Below are 18,836 nucleotides of genomic sequence, written 5' to 3' on the forward strand. Positions count from 1 at the left end.
GAATCAGTTCATGCCCAATCAACGATTAACCGTGGGAAGGGTTGGCTTCAATATTGCAAATGCAGTCATAATGATCGCTGTCGTCATATTGACGTTGTACCCTTTTCTCTATATTTTAGCTTCTTCCTTAAGTGAGCCAATCTATATTCAACAAGGTGAAATTACGATTTTTCCGAAAGGGTTTAATTGGAAAGCATATCAACTTGTGTTTGAATTCCCGATGCTGGGAAGATCTTATTTCAACACGGTCGTTTACACGATAACGGGAACATTGGTTAGCATCCTATTTACTGTGTTGGCCGCCTATCCATTATCGAGGAGAAATATGTGGGGTAGAAAAGCATTTACAACAGTTATTCTTCTGCCTATGTTATTCTCCGGTGGCATTATTCCCTCTTTCCTTGTCGTTAATGCACTCGGCATGAGGGACTCCATATGGGCCATTATTATTCCAGGTGCCGTAACCTCGTTTTATGTTTTCATAATGCGTACTTTTTTTGAAGCGATTCCACACGAATTGGAGGAAGCAGCAAGAATTGACGGGTGCTCACATATCCAGATTTTGCTTAAAATTGTGTTTCCGCTGTCTTTGCCTTCCTTGGCGACAATAGGACTATTTTATGCCGTTGCACAGTGGAACAGTTTTTTCCCAGCTATGCTTTATCTAAGTTCCAAATCGATGCAGCCTATTCAGTTGCTACTACGTGACATTGTTATTATGAATGATACGGATTCTGTATTAGGAGGAACAGATGCTTCTGAGAGGGCTTTAATGGGAGAAACTGTGAAGTATGCAACGATTATGGCTGCATCACTACCTATTTTGGTGGTATATCCATTCGTGCAGAAGTATTTCGTGCAAGGTGCAATGGTAGGATCGGTTAAAGGATAACACATTTCCATTGTGGTCTCAGGCGATAGCCTTTGATTGATAAATGATATACATTTAAAAAAGGAGGGTTTTCAATGACATTTAGAATGAAGAAAAGAACAAGAATGGTACCTGCGGCGCTCTCAATGACAGTACTAATGGCAATACTCGCAGGCTGCTCGGGTGAAAAAGGAGCCGCAGTAAGCAGTTCACCGCAGCCTGGCTCAAGTGCGGCTGTGACATCTGATAAACCAGTCACGGTCAGATTTATGATGCAAAACGATCCCGGAGCTCCGATGAACAATGATATGCCGTGGGTAAAAGAATTTACGAAGCATACAGGTGTGCAGTTTGACTGGATAGCAGGACCCGAGAATGCTGATCAATATAAAGAGAAGTTCAATCTTACCATCGCCTCAGGGGATATTCCCGACCTTATGGAAAGTCCAGGGGATGTATTGAACAAAGGTGGGGAGGCAGGGACCTTTTTAGCGATTGACAAATATTTGGATAAAATGCCCAATCTCAAGAAGCTGCTGGATAGCAACTCTGCTTATGCTCGTGCTTTAAAGACTGATGGTGGTAAAATTTATTATCTTCCGCATTTCTTGGCTGTGAAAACCAACAACACCTTCTTGTTACGTCAAGATTGGCTCGATAAGCTAGACTTGAAGCAGCCACAAACAACGGATGAGATGTATAACGTCTTGAAAGCGTTTAAGGAAAAAGATCCGAACGGTAACGGTAAAGCGGATGAAATTCCGTTTACAACAAGAAATAAAAAGGCAGGATTGAATGGATTTATTGAACCTTTTGGTGTTTCACTGGAGGAAGATTTTATTGTTGAAAATGGCAAGGTTGGATTCACATATACAAATCCTAAAATGAAGGATGCACTTGCCTATTTGAACAAATTGTACAAAGATAAATTGATTGATAGCGAGTATGCCACCAATGATACGAAAATTTGGGATCAGCGTCTGTCCACAGAAGTATCGGGAATGACTTGGGATGTATTTATTCGCCAAGATTATTTCAATAAGTCGATTCAACAAGTCAATAAAAACGCGAGTATTTCGATTATCAATCCGCTCAAAGGTACTGATGGTAAGCAATATACAAAGAGTCAGCAACTTCCTGTTGCAACAACAGGGATTGCGATCAGTGCAAAGTCGAAGAATATCGATCAGCTCATCAAATGGGCAGACTGGTTCTATAGTCCGGAAGGACAGCTCTCATATAACTTCGGAATCGAAGGAGATACGTATACGATGGTTAACGGACAGCCGCAGTACACAGATAAGGTTATGAAAGATCCGAAACTGTCTGCGGGAAGTGTGATCAAGGCACTTGGTCGCTTGCACTTCGTTTCTAAATTAGATATTCGTTACGAGAACGCTTCGCAATCTGAGGATGTTGTTAAGAAAAGGGATGAGGCTGCTAAATTCGTAACGGATCGATTCCCGAAGGAGTATTTGTCCTACAAACCCGAAGAACGTGAAGTCATTAACGCTAAATATACCGAAATAAGTACGTTTAAAGACGAGATGTTCGATAAGTTTATTTATGGTAATGAATCTTTAGATAAGTTTGATGATTTTGTAGCCAAAATCAATAAGATGGGGCTAAGTGACGTTGTTAAGCTGCAGCAAGCGGCTTATGACCGATATATGAAACGCTAAGTACGACTACTACAGCGAAGTGAGCCCAACAGACTTGGGCTCACTTTCTTTTAAACATGCGTAGGTGAAGGGAGATAAAATAATGAGTAAAAATCACATTACAATGAAACGGGAGGCATGGGTATCCGATCAAGGGGACGGAACCTTTCTCAATCCTGTTCTTTACGCAGACTATTCAGATCCAGATGTGATTCGTGTTGGTGAAGATTTCTATATGACGGCATCAAGTTTCGGACATATCCCTGGGTTACCAATTCTACACTCCAAAGATTTGATCAATTGGAAACTTATTAACCATATGATAAAACGGATGGAACTTCCCGGTTACGAAGTCCCTCAGCACGGAAAAGGGGTCTGGGCGCCTAGTCTTCGGTATCACGACGGTAAGTATTGGGTATTTTATGGGGACCCTGATGTTGGAATTTTCATGAGTACAGCGGAAGATCCGGCAGGAGAATGGTCGACACCTCATTTGGTTCAAGCAGGTAAAGGATTAGTCGACACGTGTCCATTTTGGGACGATGACGGGCTGGCCTACTTAATACATGCCTTTGCTGGCAGCCGTGCTGGGATTAAACATAAGCTCAGAATTTGCAGGATGTCTCCCGATGGTAAGCGACTTCTAGATGAGGGAACTATTGTGTATGACAACCCTGATAAACACCCCACATTAGAAGGGCCAAAGATGTATAAGAGAAATGGTAATTATTATATCTTCGCGCCTGCAGGCGGTGTTGAGACAGGTTGGCAAACTGTTTTTCGGTCTAAGAACGTGTTCGGTCCATATGAAGAGCGCATTGTACTTCATCAAGGAAGTACTTCAGTTAACGGGCCGCATCAAGGTGCTTGGGTGGAATTGGAATCGGGTGAATCATGGTTTATGCATTTCCAAGATCGCGACGCCTATGGTCGAATTGTGCACCTGCAACCGGTGGAGTGGGTTGAGGATTGGCCATTAATGGGGAAGGATATCAATGAGGATGGTATTGGAGAGCCAGGGCTTCAATGGAACAAACCGGATGTAGGAAAACAATTTCCGATTGAGGTGCCAGATAGCTCTGATGAGTTTGATAACAGCCAATTGGGACTGCAATGGCAATGGCAATGGCAGGCTAATCCGCTGAAACGATGGTATTCACTTAAAGAAAGGCCCAGCGAATTGAGATTATTTGCCGAAGTTTTGCCTGCGGGTGCTCCTAGTCTGTATCATGCACCACATTTGCTGCTGCAGAAATTTCCGGCACCTGAGTTTGTAGCTACTGTTAAGCTGGATGCCAGTGGACTGGAGTGTGGAGACCGCGCTGGGTTAATCGTGTTCGGGTATCAATATATGTATATCGGGATTCATCGTACAATCGAGTCAAGCTATGCGAGGGAACAACTTAAACTTGTGGTAGTGACTGGCGATGCCAATGGGGAACGTCAAATATGGGCTAGACAATTAAATGCGCTAACATTGTATCTGCAAGTTGCCGTTGAAGATGGCGGTTATTGTTTCTTCAGTTTTAGCGATGATGGAGATAAATTTCAGTCAATTGATATTCCGTGTTTTCAATCATCGAAAGGACATTGGGTTGGCGCAAAATTAGGTTTGTTCGCCGCCGCCAGATTAGACAATGGCGAAAGAAAAGGATATCTTGATGCAGAGTGGTTTAGAGTCTGCTCATATACAGAATAAGGCTCCAGTTTTTATCAATTGCTCCATAAATGAAGAGCGCCTCCAACATGCCCATCCTTCTCAGGATGGGCATGTTGGAGGCGTTTTATTTGTGGCCCAATCAAGCGAGGTCCACTTTTTTCGTCTGCTCAAATTCTTCTTTTACAATCTTTGATAATTTAAACCCCAGGCTTCCATAACACCAATGATGGGTCTTAATGAATTTCCTAATTCGCTTAACTGATATTCTAGCCTCGGTGGAACTTCAGCAAAAAGCAAAAAAAAACCGGATGTAAACTGCTACAGCATTTATCAACCAGTTGTGTGAGCTATAGACTTGCAGTATTTCTAAACAGATGTTGGTTCACTTTGAGCTCACGTAGCTATGCAACATTCTGCAAACAGATAATATTAAATTCAATAAGAACGGTAATCTGGGACGGCATTTACTTGTCCAAGGCTACCGCTCTTATTTATTGCAATTCGGTCTAGCACCATATATTACATGAAGATTTACCTTGCTTCGTGTACACAACCTCAAAAAATTCGACAATACAGGAGAAGATTTGGAGGATTTGATCTCGATCGGGACGATCGGATTGATCAAAGCGATCGAGTCGTTCTCGCCGAACAAAGGGACGAAGCTGGCGACTTTCGCCGCTCGCTGTATCGAGAACGAGATCTTGATGCATCTGCGTTCGCTGAAGAAAACGCGCAAAGATGTGTCCTTGCATGATCCCATCGGAACGGACAAAGAGGGGAATGAGATTACGTTGATCGACATCCTCGGGACAGAAGCGGATGATGTCGTGGATAAGGTGCAGCTCAAGATAGAGAAGAGCAAAATCTATCGGAACTTGGAAATCTTGGACGATCGTGAGAAGGAAGTCGTCGTTGGCCGGTTTGGGCTGGAGCTTGGCGGGGAAGAGCGGACACAGCGGGAGATTGCGAAGGAATTGGGCATTAGCCGTTCCTATGTTTCGAGGATTGAGAAGCGGGCGTTGATGAAGCTTTATCATGAGTTTTATAAGGCGAAAAGGTAAGGTTACGAATCGGATACTTCATTTATTTGGACTTAGTGCAAGTAATGGAGGTGAAGGTTATGATGTTAATTCATATCGAGAATGCCAGTAAATACTATACGATGGGCGAGGAAACGATAAAAGCCTTAGATGACGTCTCGTTAGATATTGATCATGGAGAGTTCGTGGCTATTATGGGACCGTCAGGTTCCGGTAAATCAACACTGATGAACATCATCGGGTGTTTGGATGTTGTAGATAAAGGAATTTATGAACTGGATGGTCAAGCAATAAACGTGCTTAAGGATTCTGGACTTGCTGAGATTCGTAATCAGAAGATTGGTTTCGTTTTTCAGAGCTTCAACTTGCTGCCGAAGTTAAGTGCTTATGAGAATGTGGAATTACCTTTAATTTATCGGGGACTGAGTAAAAAGGAAAGAGAGCCGCTTGTTTTACATGCACTGGAAGCAGTGGACTTGCTGGATCGCAAGAAGCATTTTCCATCGGAGTTATCCGGCGGACAGTAGCAGCGTGTTGCGATTGCGCGAACGTTGGCAGGAGATCCTCCGATTATTTTGGCGGATGAGCCTACGGGAGCGTTAGATTCTAAGACAGGTGCGGAGATTTTAAACATTCTAAAGAGATTATATGCACAAGGTCGGACGATTATTTTAATTACACATGACTTATTACACATGACTTATTGATAGCGCAGCAGGCGAAGCGGATTGTGCGGTTTCTGGATGGGCGGTTGAATGAAGTTGTGTCGTGAGTTAATCATGAAACAAAAATTAAGATTACCTCTTATCCGGGCCTTCCTGGCCAGATGAGTGGTAATCTTTTTAAGTTCTGAGCAATGGGTCATCTTACAGTAAGCGAAGAATTCTTTGATTTCTGTGAAGTTTCGTTCTATCGTTTGTTAATAAAGGCGCTACAAGTAATCAGCAGATTACACAGATTACTGCTTTAATTACAAAAATCGATCAGGAGATGAGAAGAATCAAACTTACGTATCCACTAAATTATAGAATTAGAAGAGTTAATTTCTTATTTAGAAATAATATCTGTCGTGGTATTTTTGGTTACACATTTGGTTTGAATTAAGAACATCGAGTCTTTAATTTACAGTTTCCGGGCTTTTCTATTCTCTTTTATTCGATAGGCTTTATAACTTCAGCAAATCTTCGAATGCCCTCCTCAATCATGTGATCATCAACTCGACTGTAGGTGAACCTCATGTACCGATCATTTGAACCAAGCGTGCTTCCTGGAGCAAATACGACTCCGTTCTTGACACATTCTTTGAACAAATGCTGTTCGTTTAATTCCTTCTTCAGTTTGCACCAAAGATGTATCCCGCCGCTTGGAATCCCATACTCGATATTGTCTTTAAATGCATATTGCAAAGCATGCAATGTTATATCTCTCTTCCGCTTCAACCCGATTCGCAAGTGCTGGATGTGCGTTTCAAAGCCTTCGGAGGAAAGTAGTTGCGCGGCTATCCATTGCGGATAGTTCGGGTGGCCAAAATCAATCTGTTGTTTAGCGTCAGTCAAACGTTGAATCACAGCTTGGGGTCCTACAATCCAGCCGATTCGCAGACCTGAGGAGATAATTTTGGACAATGAACTGATATAGAGAACTGAACCGTCTTGATCCATGGATTTTAACGAGCGTATGGGCTCATTGTCATATCCAGTAACACTATAGGGATCGTCTTCAACGATCGCAATTCCGTATTGAGTGGAGATTTCCAATACCTTTTTCCGTCTTTCATAGGACATCGTAGTTCCTGTTGGATTCTGGAAAATAGGATTTAGGAAGACCATCTTAATTCTGTGTTTTTTGTATAAAGAAACAATTTGCTCAGGGTCTATTCCTTCTTCTTGTGTCGGCAGTAGAAATGTTTTGAGACCGGCAGATTGGAAGATAGGCAGGGAATAGGCATAAGATGGGTCTTCTATAGCAACGGAATCTCCGGGCTTGAGAAGACACTGGATAATCAAATGCAGAGCCTGTTGGGCACCGGAGGTAATTAATATTGATGAGGCATTCGTTTCTACATTTCGATAGGTCTTGAGGTGAGAAGTGATCGCTTCACGCAATTTCATATTCCCCTGCATATGTTCATAGCCCAAGAATTCACTGATTTCCATAGAATTGTGAACCTCTTGCATCAATCGAATCGGGAGCAAATCGGGGCTTAGTTCGCCAATGGCAAAGTTGATATGATGATCGCCCGATTGGATGATTTTATATATCTGCTGGTTCAAAGGATTATTCGATTGAAATACCCCGCTTTTCACATACTCTTCCCAGTTTGGAATGCGTTTGAAGGTACCTCCTGCTTTATTGTCTATGCTGACTACGGTACCAATCCCTTTGACCCGTTTAACGAGTCCGATCGCGTATAGTTCATCGTAAGAAGAAACGATCGTACTGCGGTTAACATGAAGTTCTGCAGCCAAATGGCGTTCAGAGGGTAAGGTGCTGCCAGAAGGGTATTCGCCGTTCATAATTCGAGATTCCATATAATTCGAGATTTGCTTATAAACAGGCATTCCGTTTGATTTGTTTGGTAACCAACTCATCATACACCTCCAAACAATTCTTATATATGTCATATTAACTCACATAAACGTATGTATCAATGTTTTTCTGAAGGGTTAATAAGTGGATGGATGATGAGAATAGCAGTGGATGGCAAAAAAACACGTAGTGTGGATGGGGTAGGCGATCGATTCTTTCGATATGATATGGCATATAACGTAACATGAATTGTTGGAAAAGACGCAAATGTAATGAAAAGTAACATCATTAATAGGAGGGGTAGAATGAACCCTACAAAGCAAATCAAAAGTGTGGATGACACGTCATCTTTTCAAGACGATGCAAGCTGGTTAGTAGATCTTCAGAATAAAGGTTTACGTACTTCCGGATTAATTGAGGGAGGAAGACGCGGGGGAGCAGGTCCTTCTGATGATCGTGCATTTATGCTGGGAGATCAAGCAGTCATGCTTCCGACTTTAAATGGTCCTGCTGAACATTCCCCTTATTCCTTAGTACAAACACAATCTGGACTTTCCTTGCAGTATGAGGGTAGAACACTCATGTATGTGGATCCGATCGCGAGACCTCGCTTTTATGATCTCAAGACTAAAGATGGTGTCCCTTACAATCACATTGCAGTGCTGCACGGAGCTGATGTCTTGGCGAGCACGGTCATTCAAAGCTGTATTCGCTGGGCTCCTAGCGGGCGGTGTAAATTTTGTGCCATTGGGCAGTCGCTTGAAGCGGGAAATACAGTTGCCATGAAAACACCCGAGCAGCTTGCAGAAGTCGTACAGGCTGCGGAAAAGCTAGATGGCATTAAACATATTACGTTAACGACAGGCACGCCGAATGAGATCGATCGGGGTGCGCTCTATTTGGCAGAATGCGTAAGAGCGATTCGTAAGGTAAGCAAGCTTCCCATACAAGTTCAATGTGAGCCCCCTACGGATGATAGCTTATATCAATTCCTTAAAGAAGCGGGAGCAGACACGATCGGGCTTCATGTGGAATCGTTCGATGAAGATGTGCGGCGCAAGATGATGCCCTCTAAATCTAGCATTACCTTAGAAACCTACTACGCAGCATTCGAGAAGGCTGTAGCGGTATTTGGCCGTAATCAGGTAAGTACCTATGTCATCTTGGGTATGGGTGAAAATATGGAGAAGACGCTTACAGGATGCAAGCGCGCCGCCAAGCTTGGCGTTTACCCATTTGTCGTTCCGTTACGGCCGCTTCGTGGAACAATGCTGGAAGACTCGCCGCCACCGTCCAGCGAATACATGGAGACGATGTACCGGCATGTTGCCGATATTCTTGCAGATGAAAGCTTATCTTCATCAGGCAGCAGTGCGGGGTGTGCCAAATGTGGAGCTTGCTCTGCCCTTCCTTCTTTCGAGAAGATAGCTCAAACGGGGAGCTGAGGAATGAAAAATTATGAGATTCGCATCGCTGAAACGGAATTAGAAACGCAAGCTTCCCTAGTGCTGCGTCGGCAAGTGTTCGTTGAGGAGCAGCAGCTGTTTGAAGAGAGTGATGCGGATGAGAACGATTCTTCGTCGATCACGATCAATATTTGGAAGCAGGGAACCATCCTTGTAGGAACAGTAAGATGTTTTCCGGATCGGAACATTCCCTCTTTATGGTGGGGGGGGAGGCTTGCGGTTCATGAACAGTACCGGATTCGAGGAATCGGCGTTTACCTGATTGAGGCTGCGGTTGAGCAAATGAAGCAGCGGCAAGTCCCTTGTTTCAGGGCTCAGGTGCAGGAGCAGAATGTTCAATTATTTGAAAAATTGGGATGGACCAAAGTGGGGGCGCCAACGTTTGCTCAAGGACTTCCACATCAAATCATGGAGGCGAATTTACATGTGCATGATGCACGGAAACATAAACAAAGCAGCAGGATCTGATTCAGTGTCTGCATGCGATCATGAGCCGGGTCCTGAACAAGAGACCCCGCTAACAATGGGCTTTGGAAGACGTGTATTCAGCGTGCACAATCATGTTGGCGATTTGCCGCCTTGGCCTTTTTACGAATCTGAGGTGCCTATTTCTCCAGCTGAACCGGGTCCGATGACCACCGAAGAATTAAATCATTTTATGAAATGCCGTGGTATCGAAAAGACGTTGATTATTCCTAACTATGGCATTCCTGTCCAGGCACAGCCCTTTTCACATAACAAGAGAGTCGTTCAGCTGTGCCAAGAAGGAGCAGGGGAAGTAGTGGGAGCGCTTTGGGTTTCAGGTCTACCACAGAATAGGGATTTGACAGATGAAGCTCTTCAGCTCATTCATGAACCAGGAATTCGGGCACTTAAGATGAGCTATCTACTTGGTGGAACAGCAGATCCCCGCAAATGGGATGAGCCTACGCTTAGACAGCATGAGAAGATTTTCCAAGCCGCCATGGAGAAGGATATTTCTATTCACTTTCATACGAGTCCAGGCGGAGGGTCTGATATATTGGGATTTTTCGAACTGATTAAGCGTTGGGGTAAAGATATGAAAATCCACTTGGTACATATGGGCGGTGGAGTTAGCGGCCACATACGGCTGCTCTCCCAGTGGAAGGACCTCATCGAAGGCGGTTATCAAGTTTATCTCGATACGAGCTGGGCGATTGGTTTTGCCGTAAGGAATCTCCTTCAAGAAGTTGATAAGACCGGTATTGGCGCTGATCGCATAATGTTTGGTTGTGATGAACCATGGAGTGATTATGAAAGTGAATTTTGGAAAATCCAAGGTGCTCGAATCTCTGACGAAATTAAAGAAAGAATTTTCTGGGGCAACGCGCAAGAGCAATACTTTACGAAGTTGGCATAGGGGTTAACCCTCTTAACCATATAAAAATTAAAAATTGGAAGGAAGATGAACAATGGCACAATTCACAGAACTTGAAATTCAATCAATGAACGAGATTCCACACCCGTCTTTACCGAATGGCACAAAACTTTATGGAGGCACAAAGATATTCCCCGACTACAAAGCAAATCCTGGTGAAAAGTTTCTTGCTATTATCCATGGTATTGCACATGAGTCATCTTTATCTTATGTAGCGATTCTGCAAGCGACCCGTGCTCAGCGCAAGGGTTATGAAACGGCTATTTATTTCTACGGCACTGGTGCCATTAATGCACTTGCAACAAGAGGGTTTCCAACAGTAGGTCAAGCTGCTTTCGGTGGGCAAATGAATATAAATGATGGTTTGGCAACGTTCATCAAAGAAGGCGGAAAAGTGTATGTATGCCGATTCGGTCTTGGGCTCCATGGACTTCGTGAAGAAGATCTGATAGAAGGAACCATACCCGCACATCCTCTTGATCTGCAGGATTGTTTAATCGAATATTCACGTGCAGGCGCATTTATTTTAAGTACATTCCAAATCTAATCGGTAATCCTATACAAATAAAGAATAGGTGAGTGAATATGACTATTTATTTGGGTCACGGGTCGTCCATGCGACCCGATAATTTCTTAGTTACCGCGGAATTGATTCCTCCCCGCAATTGGAATCCTCGTCCGCTCGTTGAACAGGCGGTGCGCTATAGAGGATATGTAGATGCTGTCGATCTCAGCGATAACTTGCTCGCCATCGCGCGTTTATCCCCCGTAGTCGGAGCTTTCTTCGTCCGTCAAGTCGGTGTTGAGCCGATCGTACAAATTAATCTAAGAGATCGCAACCGAATGGGGATTCAAAGCGATTTGTTGGGGCTCGCAGCGCTAGGTGTTAAAAACATTACAATTCTTGGCGGTTACCCAGCTAAAGTGGGGACAGAACCCAACGCTAAAGAAGTGTATGATTTGGAAACGATGGAGTTAGTACGATACGTCCGTAAAATGGTGGACGAAGGTAAGCTGTTTGACGGTACCCAAATGGAGGAAGCGCCAAAGTTTACAATTGGCACCGTTGAAAATATCGCCGGTAAGCCGATCAAAGAGCTGATCGACCGTCTGGAATCGAAGGTAGATAATGGCACTAACTTTGTCAGAACCCAGTTGGTGTTCGACATGGATTTGATCGAAGAGTGGATGGCTGAAGCTCGCCGACGCGGACTTCACGAAAGAGCCTCGATAATGGCGAGTGTGCTGCCGCTGAGAAATGCTGATCATGTGAACACTGCGCTAAAAATACCGGGCATTGTCATACCCGAATCGTTCCATGCCAGACTTGCAGCTTCCGAATCCAAGGATGAAGGAATCGCCATTGCAGCAGAATTAATCACTCAGCTTCGCCGTATTGAAGGGATTAAAGGCGTCCATATCCGCCCGATCGGCGGCGCAGAGGACAGCGTTAATAATCTTGTAAAAGCCGCTGGGCTTATGCCGATTACACCGCTATCTATCGGAGCTTTAGGAGCTTAAAGAGAAGTGAAGAAGCCAAGGAGGGCTGCAAGATGAGAATTGCTCTCTATACCTATAATACAAAGCCGAGAGGCGGCGTTGTGCATACACTGGCTTTGGCTGAAGCGCTCAAGGAACAAGGTTGTTCCGTGACGGTATTCGCTCTTGGCGCGAATGGGGAGAGGCAGTTTTTCCGGCCTGTACGAACGGAAACAAAGGTGTTTCCGTTCTCCGTTCAGCAGCATGAAGCTTTTGAAAGCAGAATTCTTCGGTACATTGACACGTATGCGGAAGGGTTGTCGCAAGAATCTTTAGAAGTCTTCGACATTCATCATGTACAGGATTGCATAAGTGCAAATGCGCTACATCGTCTAATGACGCAGGGGCGAATCCCGTTCTATGTTCGAACCGTTCATCATCTTGACGATTTCACGACGCCAGCGCTGGTTGATTGTCAGAATCGGTCCGTTATGCTGCCGGAGGCGCTTATCACGGTTAGTGAAGCTTGGCAGCACAGGTTGCAAATAGATTACGGTCGTGCATCATCGGTTATCCACAACGGCGTGGAGAGCCGCTTTTTTCAAAGTAAGCAGGATCAACAGGCATTGAAAGTTAAATACGGACTTCAAAATAGAACCGTCTATCTCACGATTGGCGGAATTGAGCCTAGAAAAAATACAATCGGTACCCTATTAGCATTTGAACGAGTAAAAGAAACGATTCTCGATGCTCATCTTTTGATTGTCGGTGGAGCGACACTTTTTGATTATAAATATTACCTGGAACATTTTCATGACTTGCTTCGCATCATGCCACCTTCCATTCAGGAAGATGTTCAGATCATCGGATCTCCAGACAATGACACGGTTCAGGAACTTTATCGATTGGCGGATTGCTATGTACAACCCTCGAAGAAAGAGGGGTGGGGCCTCGCGCTGCTGGAAGCAATAGCTAGCAGGACTCCTGTCGTGGCTTCAACGATAGATGTGTTTCAAGAATTTATGCGAGATGGCTATAACGCGCTCCTTGCGGATCCTGAAGACATCCCAGCTATTGCTGAGAAGATGACTGAGGCAGTATCGGAGAAGGATCGTAACCGACTAATAACCATAAACGGTTATGAGACGGCTTCTCAGTATACGTGGGCGAGGGCTGCTGAAGAACATATCGAATTTTACGAGAAAAGGTTGGTGTCCCATGGGCGAATTACAGAATCTCGTTGAGCGTATTGTTATATCTAAGGGCTTTAGCCGCAAAAAAAACATTCAAGCGCCCCTTAAGATGTTTGCTTGGGATCCCGAAAAGATGCTGGACCCAATCGGTGATGATGCGGCTATATTAGTTACGAACGATGGATATTTGCTTGTATCCTGTGATGGCATTATTCCGAAGCTTGTCCAAGATGAGCCTCGCTGGGCTGGCTATTGTGCGGTGCTTGTCAGTGTAAGCGATATTTATGCGATGGGCGGTCGTCCATTGGCTGTTGTCAATATGCTCAGCGCACCTGATGACGAGACAGCTTCGCTTATCGCAGAAGGGATGGCTGAAGGCTGCCGCAAGCTCGGAGTCCCCATGGTCGGCGGCCACTATTTGCCTGAAGAATCAGAGGGTGTTGCAACTGCGATTATAGGCAAAGCAAGCCATTTACTAAGGGCTACACATGGAAAAGCAGGACAGTCCTTAATCATCGCCATTGACCTGGATGGAAAGCCTGTTAAGCACTATCTCCAGTGGGATTGTACCAGTAACAAAGAACCTCAGGAACTGCAGAGAAAGCTGGAGATAATGCCGACCCTAGCAGAGAGGGGGTTAGCTACGGCAGCGAGAGATATAAGCAATGCAGGAATCTTAGGCACAATCACGATGCTGGCTGAAAATGCGGGTTGTGGCGCAGTCGTTCAACTTGATAGCATCCCTAAACCTGATGAGGTTGATCTGGAGCGTTGGTTAAACATGTTTCCAGGTTATGGGTTTATTGTTGCCGCCGATTCGAGTAAAACAGACGAGATTATAGCGCTTTTTGCTAAGGAAGGGATTGCCGCTGCTGTTATCGGCGAGTTGACGACGGATACGCGTGTAATCGTTCAGCAGGGTACAGAAGAAGCTGATCTCATTAATTGGGCGAATGAAGTGATGGTGGTGGGGCTGCATGGATAGAACGCTTGAAAAGTTATCCAGTTTCAAAGTCGCAGCGGTGCAATTTAATCCTGTACTTGGAGATGTGGAAAATAACCGTTGCCGAATGGTGAATATGCTTGAAGATGCGGCTGATCAAGGCGCTAAGCTGATCGTGTTTCCGGAGATGGCGAGCAGTGGCTATGTGTGGGAGGACAGGAAAGAAATTTCACCCTATGTGGAGACAATACCGGGTCCAACCACGGAGGTTTTGCACACGGTAGCCCGTGAGTATCAATGTTATGTTGTTGTCGGTTTGCCGGAGGTCGATTCAGGGAATGGAGCTTACTATAACTCCGCAGTACTGATCGGACCAGAAGGCGTTGTGGGTACTTATCGCAAAACGCACCTTTTTGCGGCAGACCCAAGGTGGGCTCGGGAAGGTAACGACGGTGTTCAGGTGTTTGAAACGAAGATTGGGCGTATCGCCCTCTTGATCTGCATGGACGCCATGTACTTTGAGCCTTCGCGAATAGCGGCTTTGCAGGGGGCGGATATCATCGCATTCCCGACTAACTGGGTTGGGGCTTCGAATAATCCGCCTAGTAAGACGTGGTGCCTGCGCGCCAAGGAGAACGGTCTGTTCTGGATTGCTTCCAACCGATCAGACACGGAACGGGGAGCGCAGTTTACCGGGGGCAGCGCGATTATTGATCAGAACGGTGATGTCCAGCACTACCTTTTATCCGGTGAAGGGATCGTATATGGAGAAATCAGCCTAGATCGTCAAGTAAGACGGAGCCTGCTGGATTCCCGAAAGACTGAAGCTTATCAGGAGCTGTTGCTCCAACCCTATTTGTGGAAAGAAGGGGAGACCTGGGTGATTAACGAGCCCCTTCCTTATGAGATTGTTGTTTGTCCGCTGAGCCAAACCAAATTGAACAACAAGCTATTATTGGAGCTTCGCTCCATCCTAGATCAAACCAAATCTCATTTGTTCACAAAAAATAGATTGTATGTGCTGCCTGAGTTGGAACTGCCGAATGATTCGGCGCCCTCTACAGATGAATTAGCGGAAGTTGTCATTCAACTCCAGCAACTGGCAGCTGTTTACTATGGGTACATCGCATTCTCTCTAGGGAACTCTTGGAAAATAGAGTCATTCCTCATCGGGTCAGAGGGGATTGTTGGTTCCTACGAGCAGGTTCATGGGGATGCTTCGGGTTCGAAAAAGAGTATCAATATGAAGGGCTTTCGCACTTTCGAGCTGCCATTCGGCAGAGTAGGGCTTTTGACAGAGAAGGATGCGGAGCTTCCGGAATCATACAGGGTTCTAGCTAAGCAAGGAGCGGATATCATCGCGATCAGTGGAGCATCCCATACCTCTGAGACCTTATGGATGAAAAGAATATGGGCATTTGAGAACGATGCCGTACTTGCTTATGCAACGCTATCTGGGAACCTGTTGTTTTTGCATCGACAAGTGAATTTGGAGAGTGGGCTTGAAGCTTCTCCGCTTCTTCAAAAATTTGATCCGGAAATGACGACCGCAGCTCGGAGCAGAACTTTTATGAGACGCTCGAAGACGCATCTGTATGACTTGCTGGTTTAACCATACCTTGAGGGGATGAGCGGAATGAAACTATTGGGAATTTCAGGAACGATAATTGGCGAAAAAACGGCTTCTGCCGTGAAACAAGTCGTTGAACATGCGAAATCGTTAGACGAACGATTAGAGACTGATCTATTAGATTTAAGAGATTATAAGGTAGAGTTTTGTGATGGGCGACAAGTTACTCAATATAACGAAGATACACAGAAGGTAATCAAGACAGTTCTATCTGCGGATTGTTTTATCATCGGCACTCCTATTTTTCAAGCTTCTCTCGCTGCTCCATTAAAAAATCTATTCGACCTCTTGCCTCCTACGGCTTTTCGCAACAAAGTTATAGGCTTCGTAGGCACAGGCGGAACCTATCAGCATTTTCTTGTTATCGAAAATCAGTTGAAGCCAATTGCAGGTTACTTCCGTGCCTATACGGCACCGGATTATGTATACGCAAATCGGGAACATTTTGATTCAAATAACCGAATTGTGGATTCATCCGTTGTGGAGCGTATAGAGGCGCTTGCCGCACAGGTGCTTCATATGTCCAAATCCTTGATATCTTAGCAAACATCGAACGAGGTGAGCGGAAATGTACAGCGCAACGATCAATGGAGTAGGATCTTCAATACCTGAGAAACGGTTGACCAATGCTGACTTGGAAAAGATGATCGCAGTATCTGACGAATGGGTAGTTAGTCGAACAGGTATTAAAGAAAGAAGAATCGCGGATCAATCAGAAGCGACCTCCGATTTTGCCTATCAATCAGCTTTAGGCGCCTTGGAAGATGCGGGACTCGCTCCTTCAGACATCGACATGATCCTTGTCGCCACAGAAACGCCGGATCATATTCTTCCTCCAGTAGCATGTCAAATTCAGCATCGCTTAGGATGCCGCAGTATCGGTGCAATGGATATTCATTCCACTTGTGTCGGATTTCTGTCTTCGCTTCAAATCGCAGAGCAGTACATCAAGCTAGGCGCATGTAAGAACATTTTAGTCGTTGGCGCAGATACTTTGTCTAAACTGACCGACTATACGGATCCTTTTACCAGCATATTGTTCGGTGACGGCGCAGGGGCAGTCATTGTTTCTAGAAGCGAAGAGACAAATGGAGCAGGAATACTCACTACCTTACTGCATACAGATGGAGGAGCTTTTGAAGCTTTGTTTGTTCCCGGGGGTGGGAGTCGTCATCCTGCCTCAACTGAACATAAGGCGAAAATGGTGATGGACGGTTCCAAAGTGTTTAAACTTGCCGTTAAGTCGATGACTAGCGGTGCAGAAGAAATTTTACAGCTTCATGGTCTGAGACCTGAAGACGTTGATTGGGTCATCCCTCATCAAGCGAATGAACGGATTATCGATGCGGTTGCCCGTAATCTGGGTATGCCAGCATACAAGATCATTAAAACGATCCAATTTTATGGAAATAGCTGTTCTGCTACTATTCCAATAACGTTACATCAAGCCAAAATGGATGGACGGATAAAGCGCGGAGACCTGGTACTTATGGTTTCGTTTGGTGCTGGATTTGTTTGGGGTTCATCGTTAGTCCGATTTTAGCTACTGAGAGAGAGTGTGAGAGAATCATGATTCACCTAATACTCTGCGGAGGGCATGGCAGAAGATTATGGCCCTTATCGAATGATGAATGTCCTAAATCGTTTCTCAAGTTCGGCAGTCAACCATCTATGTTTCAACAAACCATCCTAAGAAATCAACTGCTCTGTGATAAAACGGTTGTCGTTGCAAATGAAAGGCACTCTTCTCTTGCCATTGGTCAGGCGGAAGAAATTCAATGCGGTCATATAGAGTTCTTATGGGAATCCAGTGCTCGCGATACTGCGGCAGCCATCGCATTGGCTTGCTTCGGACTCCAGCCCGACGAAATCGTCCTGATGACCCCCTCCGATCATTGGATTGATCAGCAGGAAGAGTATGATAAAGCGGTGGGGCGAGCAACTGAAATTGCTAAACAGAATTATATAGCGGCAATCAGTATAAGACCAACGAGGCCTTATGAAGGATATGGTTACATTCGAGCGGAAGGTGAGGACGTTATTTCCTTTTGTGAAAAGCCCAGAGTTGATCAAGCCGTCGATTTTTTGAAAAAAAGTAATTGGTTTTGGAACAGTGGAATTTATTGTTTCAAAGCCGGTGTTCTATTAGAAGAGCTTCGAAATCATTCTCATTCCATTTGGGAAGGCAGTAAAAGTGTTTACGAAAAACAGGCTGTACGATCTTCCAATCAATTCAGTTATCCGGATATGGATTGCATCCCAGAAGAGAGTATCGATAGCGCAGTCATTCAGAAATGTAATCGCCTTAAAATGGTACTGCTGCAAACGGGATGGTCAGATATAGGCACCTTGGAAGACCTTGCCGAGTATTTTCGGCATACTAGGGTAGTTTCTTCAGAAAAACCGGGAATATTTCAGTTTCAATCAAGCAACAATGTGGTTCTTTCGGACAGCATGTCTGTTGCTTTAATTGATGTCGAAGACTTGATTATTGTTGCATCAAAGAATGGTATTCTAATATCCAAACGAGGATCTTCACACAAAGTGAAACATGTATTTAATCAGAATAATTTGTCACAGCGCTAATAAGTACTTGTAAACCTGTATAGGTATATAAGTACTTTTTTATTATGCTTGTTAAAAAGAGGAGCTTACATATCGGAGCTCCTCTTTTTTAATAAAATTAGGGGCAGATTTTTAGAGGGAATTTACGTTGCTTTGTGTTCACATCCTCAAAAAATTCGACAATGCAGGAGAAGATTTGGAGGATTTGATCTCGATTGGTACGATCGGATTGATCAAAGCCATCGAGTCGTTCTCGCCGAACAAAGGGACCAAGCTCGCGACTTTCGCAGCTCGCTGTATCGAGAACGAGATTCTGATGCATCTCCGCTCGCTGAAGAAAACACGGAAAGATGTGTCCTTGCATGATCCCATCGGAACGGACAAAGAGGGGAATGAGATT

The 18,836-nt window shown here is 44.7% G+C and carries 17 protein-coding genes and 2 pseudogenes; 17 read left to right on the forward strand and 2 right to left on the reverse strand.

Annotated elements, in window-relative coordinates; genetic code table 11:
* Positions 1-10: 10 nt before the first annotated feature.
* The 3 genes from AC58U0_RS32030 to AC58U0_RS32040 all read left to right on the forward strand — a co-directional run bounded on the left by AC58U0_RS32030 (position 11) and on the right by AC58U0_RS32040 (position 4,231).
* A complete protein-coding gene (locus AC58U0_RS32030) occupies positions 11-892 on the forward strand; it encodes a carbohydrate ABC transporter permease (RefSeq protein ID WP_497382816.1) in 882 nt (293 codons plus the stop codon).
* A gap of 74 nt (positions 893-966) precedes the next feature.
* Positions 967-2,553 carry an extracellular solute-binding protein gene (locus AC58U0_RS32035; RefSeq protein ID WP_497382817.1) on the forward strand — a complete coding sequence of 529 codons (1,587 nt, stop codon included), beginning with the start codon at positions 967-969 and terminating at the stop codon, positions 2,551-2,553.
* Between the two features lie 82 nt (positions 2,554-2,635).
* Positions 2,636-4,231 (forward strand): glycoside hydrolase family 43 protein, encoded by a 1,596-nt coding sequence (locus AC58U0_RS32040; RefSeq protein WP_497382818.1) that lies wholly within the window; start codon positions 2,636-2,638, stop codon positions 4,229-4,231.
* Between the two features lie 141 nt (positions 4,232-4,372).
* On the opposite strand, the gene AC58U0_RS32045 is transcribed toward AC58U0_RS32040, so the two are convergent.
* Complete coding sequence (locus AC58U0_RS32045; RefSeq protein ID WP_497382819.1) at positions 4,373-4,489, reverse strand: winged helix-turn-helix transcriptional regulator; 117 nt, start codon at positions 4,487-4,489, stop codon at positions 4,373-4,375.
* Between the two features lie 239 nt (positions 4,490-4,728).
* Here AC58U0_RS32045 and sigK point away from each other — a divergent pair, with 239 nt between their 5' ends.
* Both sigK and AC58U0_RS32055 read left to right on the forward strand, forming a co-directional pair.
* The gene (gene sigK, locus AC58U0_RS32050; protein ID WP_171686628.1) at positions 4,729-5,253 is read left to right on the forward strand and encodes an RNA polymerase sporulation sigma factor SigK; all 525 of its coding nucleotides are present in this window, start codon (positions 4,729-4,731) and stop codon (positions 5,251-5,253) included.
* Positions 5,254-5,312: 59 nt separating this feature from the next.
* Positions 5,313-6,004 (forward strand): annotated as a pseudogene (locus AC58U0_RS32055) (ABC transporter ATP-binding protein).
* Between the two features lie 379 nt (positions 6,005-6,383).
* On the opposite strand, the gene pdxR reads toward AC58U0_RS32055, so the two are convergent.
* On the reverse strand, positions 6,384-7,823 hold the full coding sequence (pdxR, locus tag AC58U0_RS32060) for a MocR-like pyridoxine biosynthesis transcription factor PdxR (RefSeq protein ID WP_497382820.1): 1,440 nt from the start codon (positions 7,821-7,823) through the stop codon (positions 6,384-6,386).
* 243 nt (positions 7,824-8,066) lie between these two features.
* Here pdxR and AC58U0_RS32065 point away from each other — a divergent pair, with 243 nt between their 5' ends.
* From AC58U0_RS32065 to AC58U0_RS32120, 12 genes and pseudogenes are all read left to right on the forward strand, one after another.
* Entirely contained in the window at positions 8,067-9,206 is a 1,140-nt protein-coding gene (locus AC58U0_RS32065) for an MSMEG_0568 family radical SAM protein (protein ID WP_497382821.1), read from the forward strand.
* Positions 9,207-9,209: 3 nt separating this feature from the next.
* Positions 9,210-9,695 carry an MSMEG_0567/Sll0786 family nitrogen starvation N-acetyltransferase gene (locus tag AC58U0_RS32070; RefSeq protein WP_497382822.1) on the forward strand — a complete coding sequence of 162 codons (486 nt, stop codon included), beginning with the start codon at positions 9,210-9,212 and terminating at the stop codon, positions 9,693-9,695.
* A complete protein-coding gene (locus tag AC58U0_RS32075) occupies positions 9,652-10,608 on the forward strand; it encodes an amidohydrolase family protein (RefSeq protein WP_497382823.1) in 957 nt (318 codons plus the stop codon). The genes AC58U0_RS32070 and AC58U0_RS32075 overlap by 44 nt, the downstream gene beginning before the upstream one ends.
* Before the next feature lie 52 nt (positions 10,609-10,660).
* Positions 10,661-11,173, forward strand: coding sequence for an MSMEG_0572/Sll0783 family nitrogen starvation response protein (locus AC58U0_RS32080; protein WP_057305887.1), 513 nt, complete (start codon positions 10,661-10,663; stop codon positions 11,171-11,173).
* Positions 11,174-11,211: 38 nt separating this feature from the next.
* Positions 11,212-12,147: a methylenetetrahydrofolate reductase gene (locus AC58U0_RS32085; RefSeq protein WP_497382824.1), complete on the forward strand. Its 936-nt coding sequence runs from the start codon at positions 11,212-11,214 to the stop codon at positions 12,145-12,147.
* 32 nt (positions 12,148-12,179) lie between these two features.
* Complete coding sequence (locus AC58U0_RS32090; protein WP_497382825.1) at positions 12,180-13,349, forward strand: MSMEG_0565 family glycosyltransferase; 1,170 nt, start codon at positions 12,180-12,182, stop codon at positions 13,347-13,349.
* A complete protein-coding gene (locus AC58U0_RS32095) occupies positions 13,324-14,283 on the forward strand; it encodes a sll0787 family AIR synthase-like protein (protein ID WP_497382826.1) in 960 nt (319 codons plus the stop codon). Before AC58U0_RS32090 ends, AC58U0_RS32095 begins: the two co-directional genes overlap by 26 nt.
* Positions 14,276-15,853 (forward strand): nitrilase-related carbon-nitrogen hydrolase, encoded by a 1,578-nt coding sequence (locus tag AC58U0_RS32100; RefSeq protein ID WP_497382827.1) that lies wholly within the window; start codon positions 14,276-14,278, stop codon positions 15,851-15,853. Before AC58U0_RS32095 ends, AC58U0_RS32100 begins: the two co-directional genes overlap by 8 nt.
* 24 nt (positions 15,854-15,877) lie before the next feature.
* Positions 15,878-16,414 carry an NADPH-dependent FMN reductase gene (locus AC58U0_RS32105; protein WP_497382828.1) on the forward strand — a complete coding sequence of 179 codons (537 nt, stop codon included), beginning with the start codon at positions 15,878-15,880 and terminating at the stop codon, positions 16,412-16,414.
* Positions 16,415-16,439: 25 nt separating this feature from the next.
* Positions 16,440-17,414 carry a beta-ketoacyl-ACP synthase III gene (locus tag AC58U0_RS32110; protein WP_497382829.1) on the forward strand — a complete coding sequence of 325 codons (975 nt, stop codon included), beginning with the start codon at positions 16,440-16,442 and terminating at the stop codon, positions 17,412-17,414.
* A 26-nt stretch (positions 17,415-17,440) separates the two neighbouring features.
* The gene (locus AC58U0_RS32115) at positions 17,441-18,457 is read left to right on the forward strand and encodes a mannose-1-phosphate guanylyltransferase (protein WP_497382830.1); all 1,017 of its coding nucleotides are present in this window, start codon (positions 17,441-17,443) and stop codon (positions 18,455-18,457) included.
* A gap of 130 nt (positions 18,458-18,587) precedes the next feature.
* A pseudogene (locus AC58U0_RS32120) lies at positions 18,588-18,836 on the forward strand (sigma-70 family RNA polymerase sigma factor); the annotation flags it as partial.

It is taken from the genome of Paenibacillus sp. J31P190 (genome assembly GCF_059692075.1).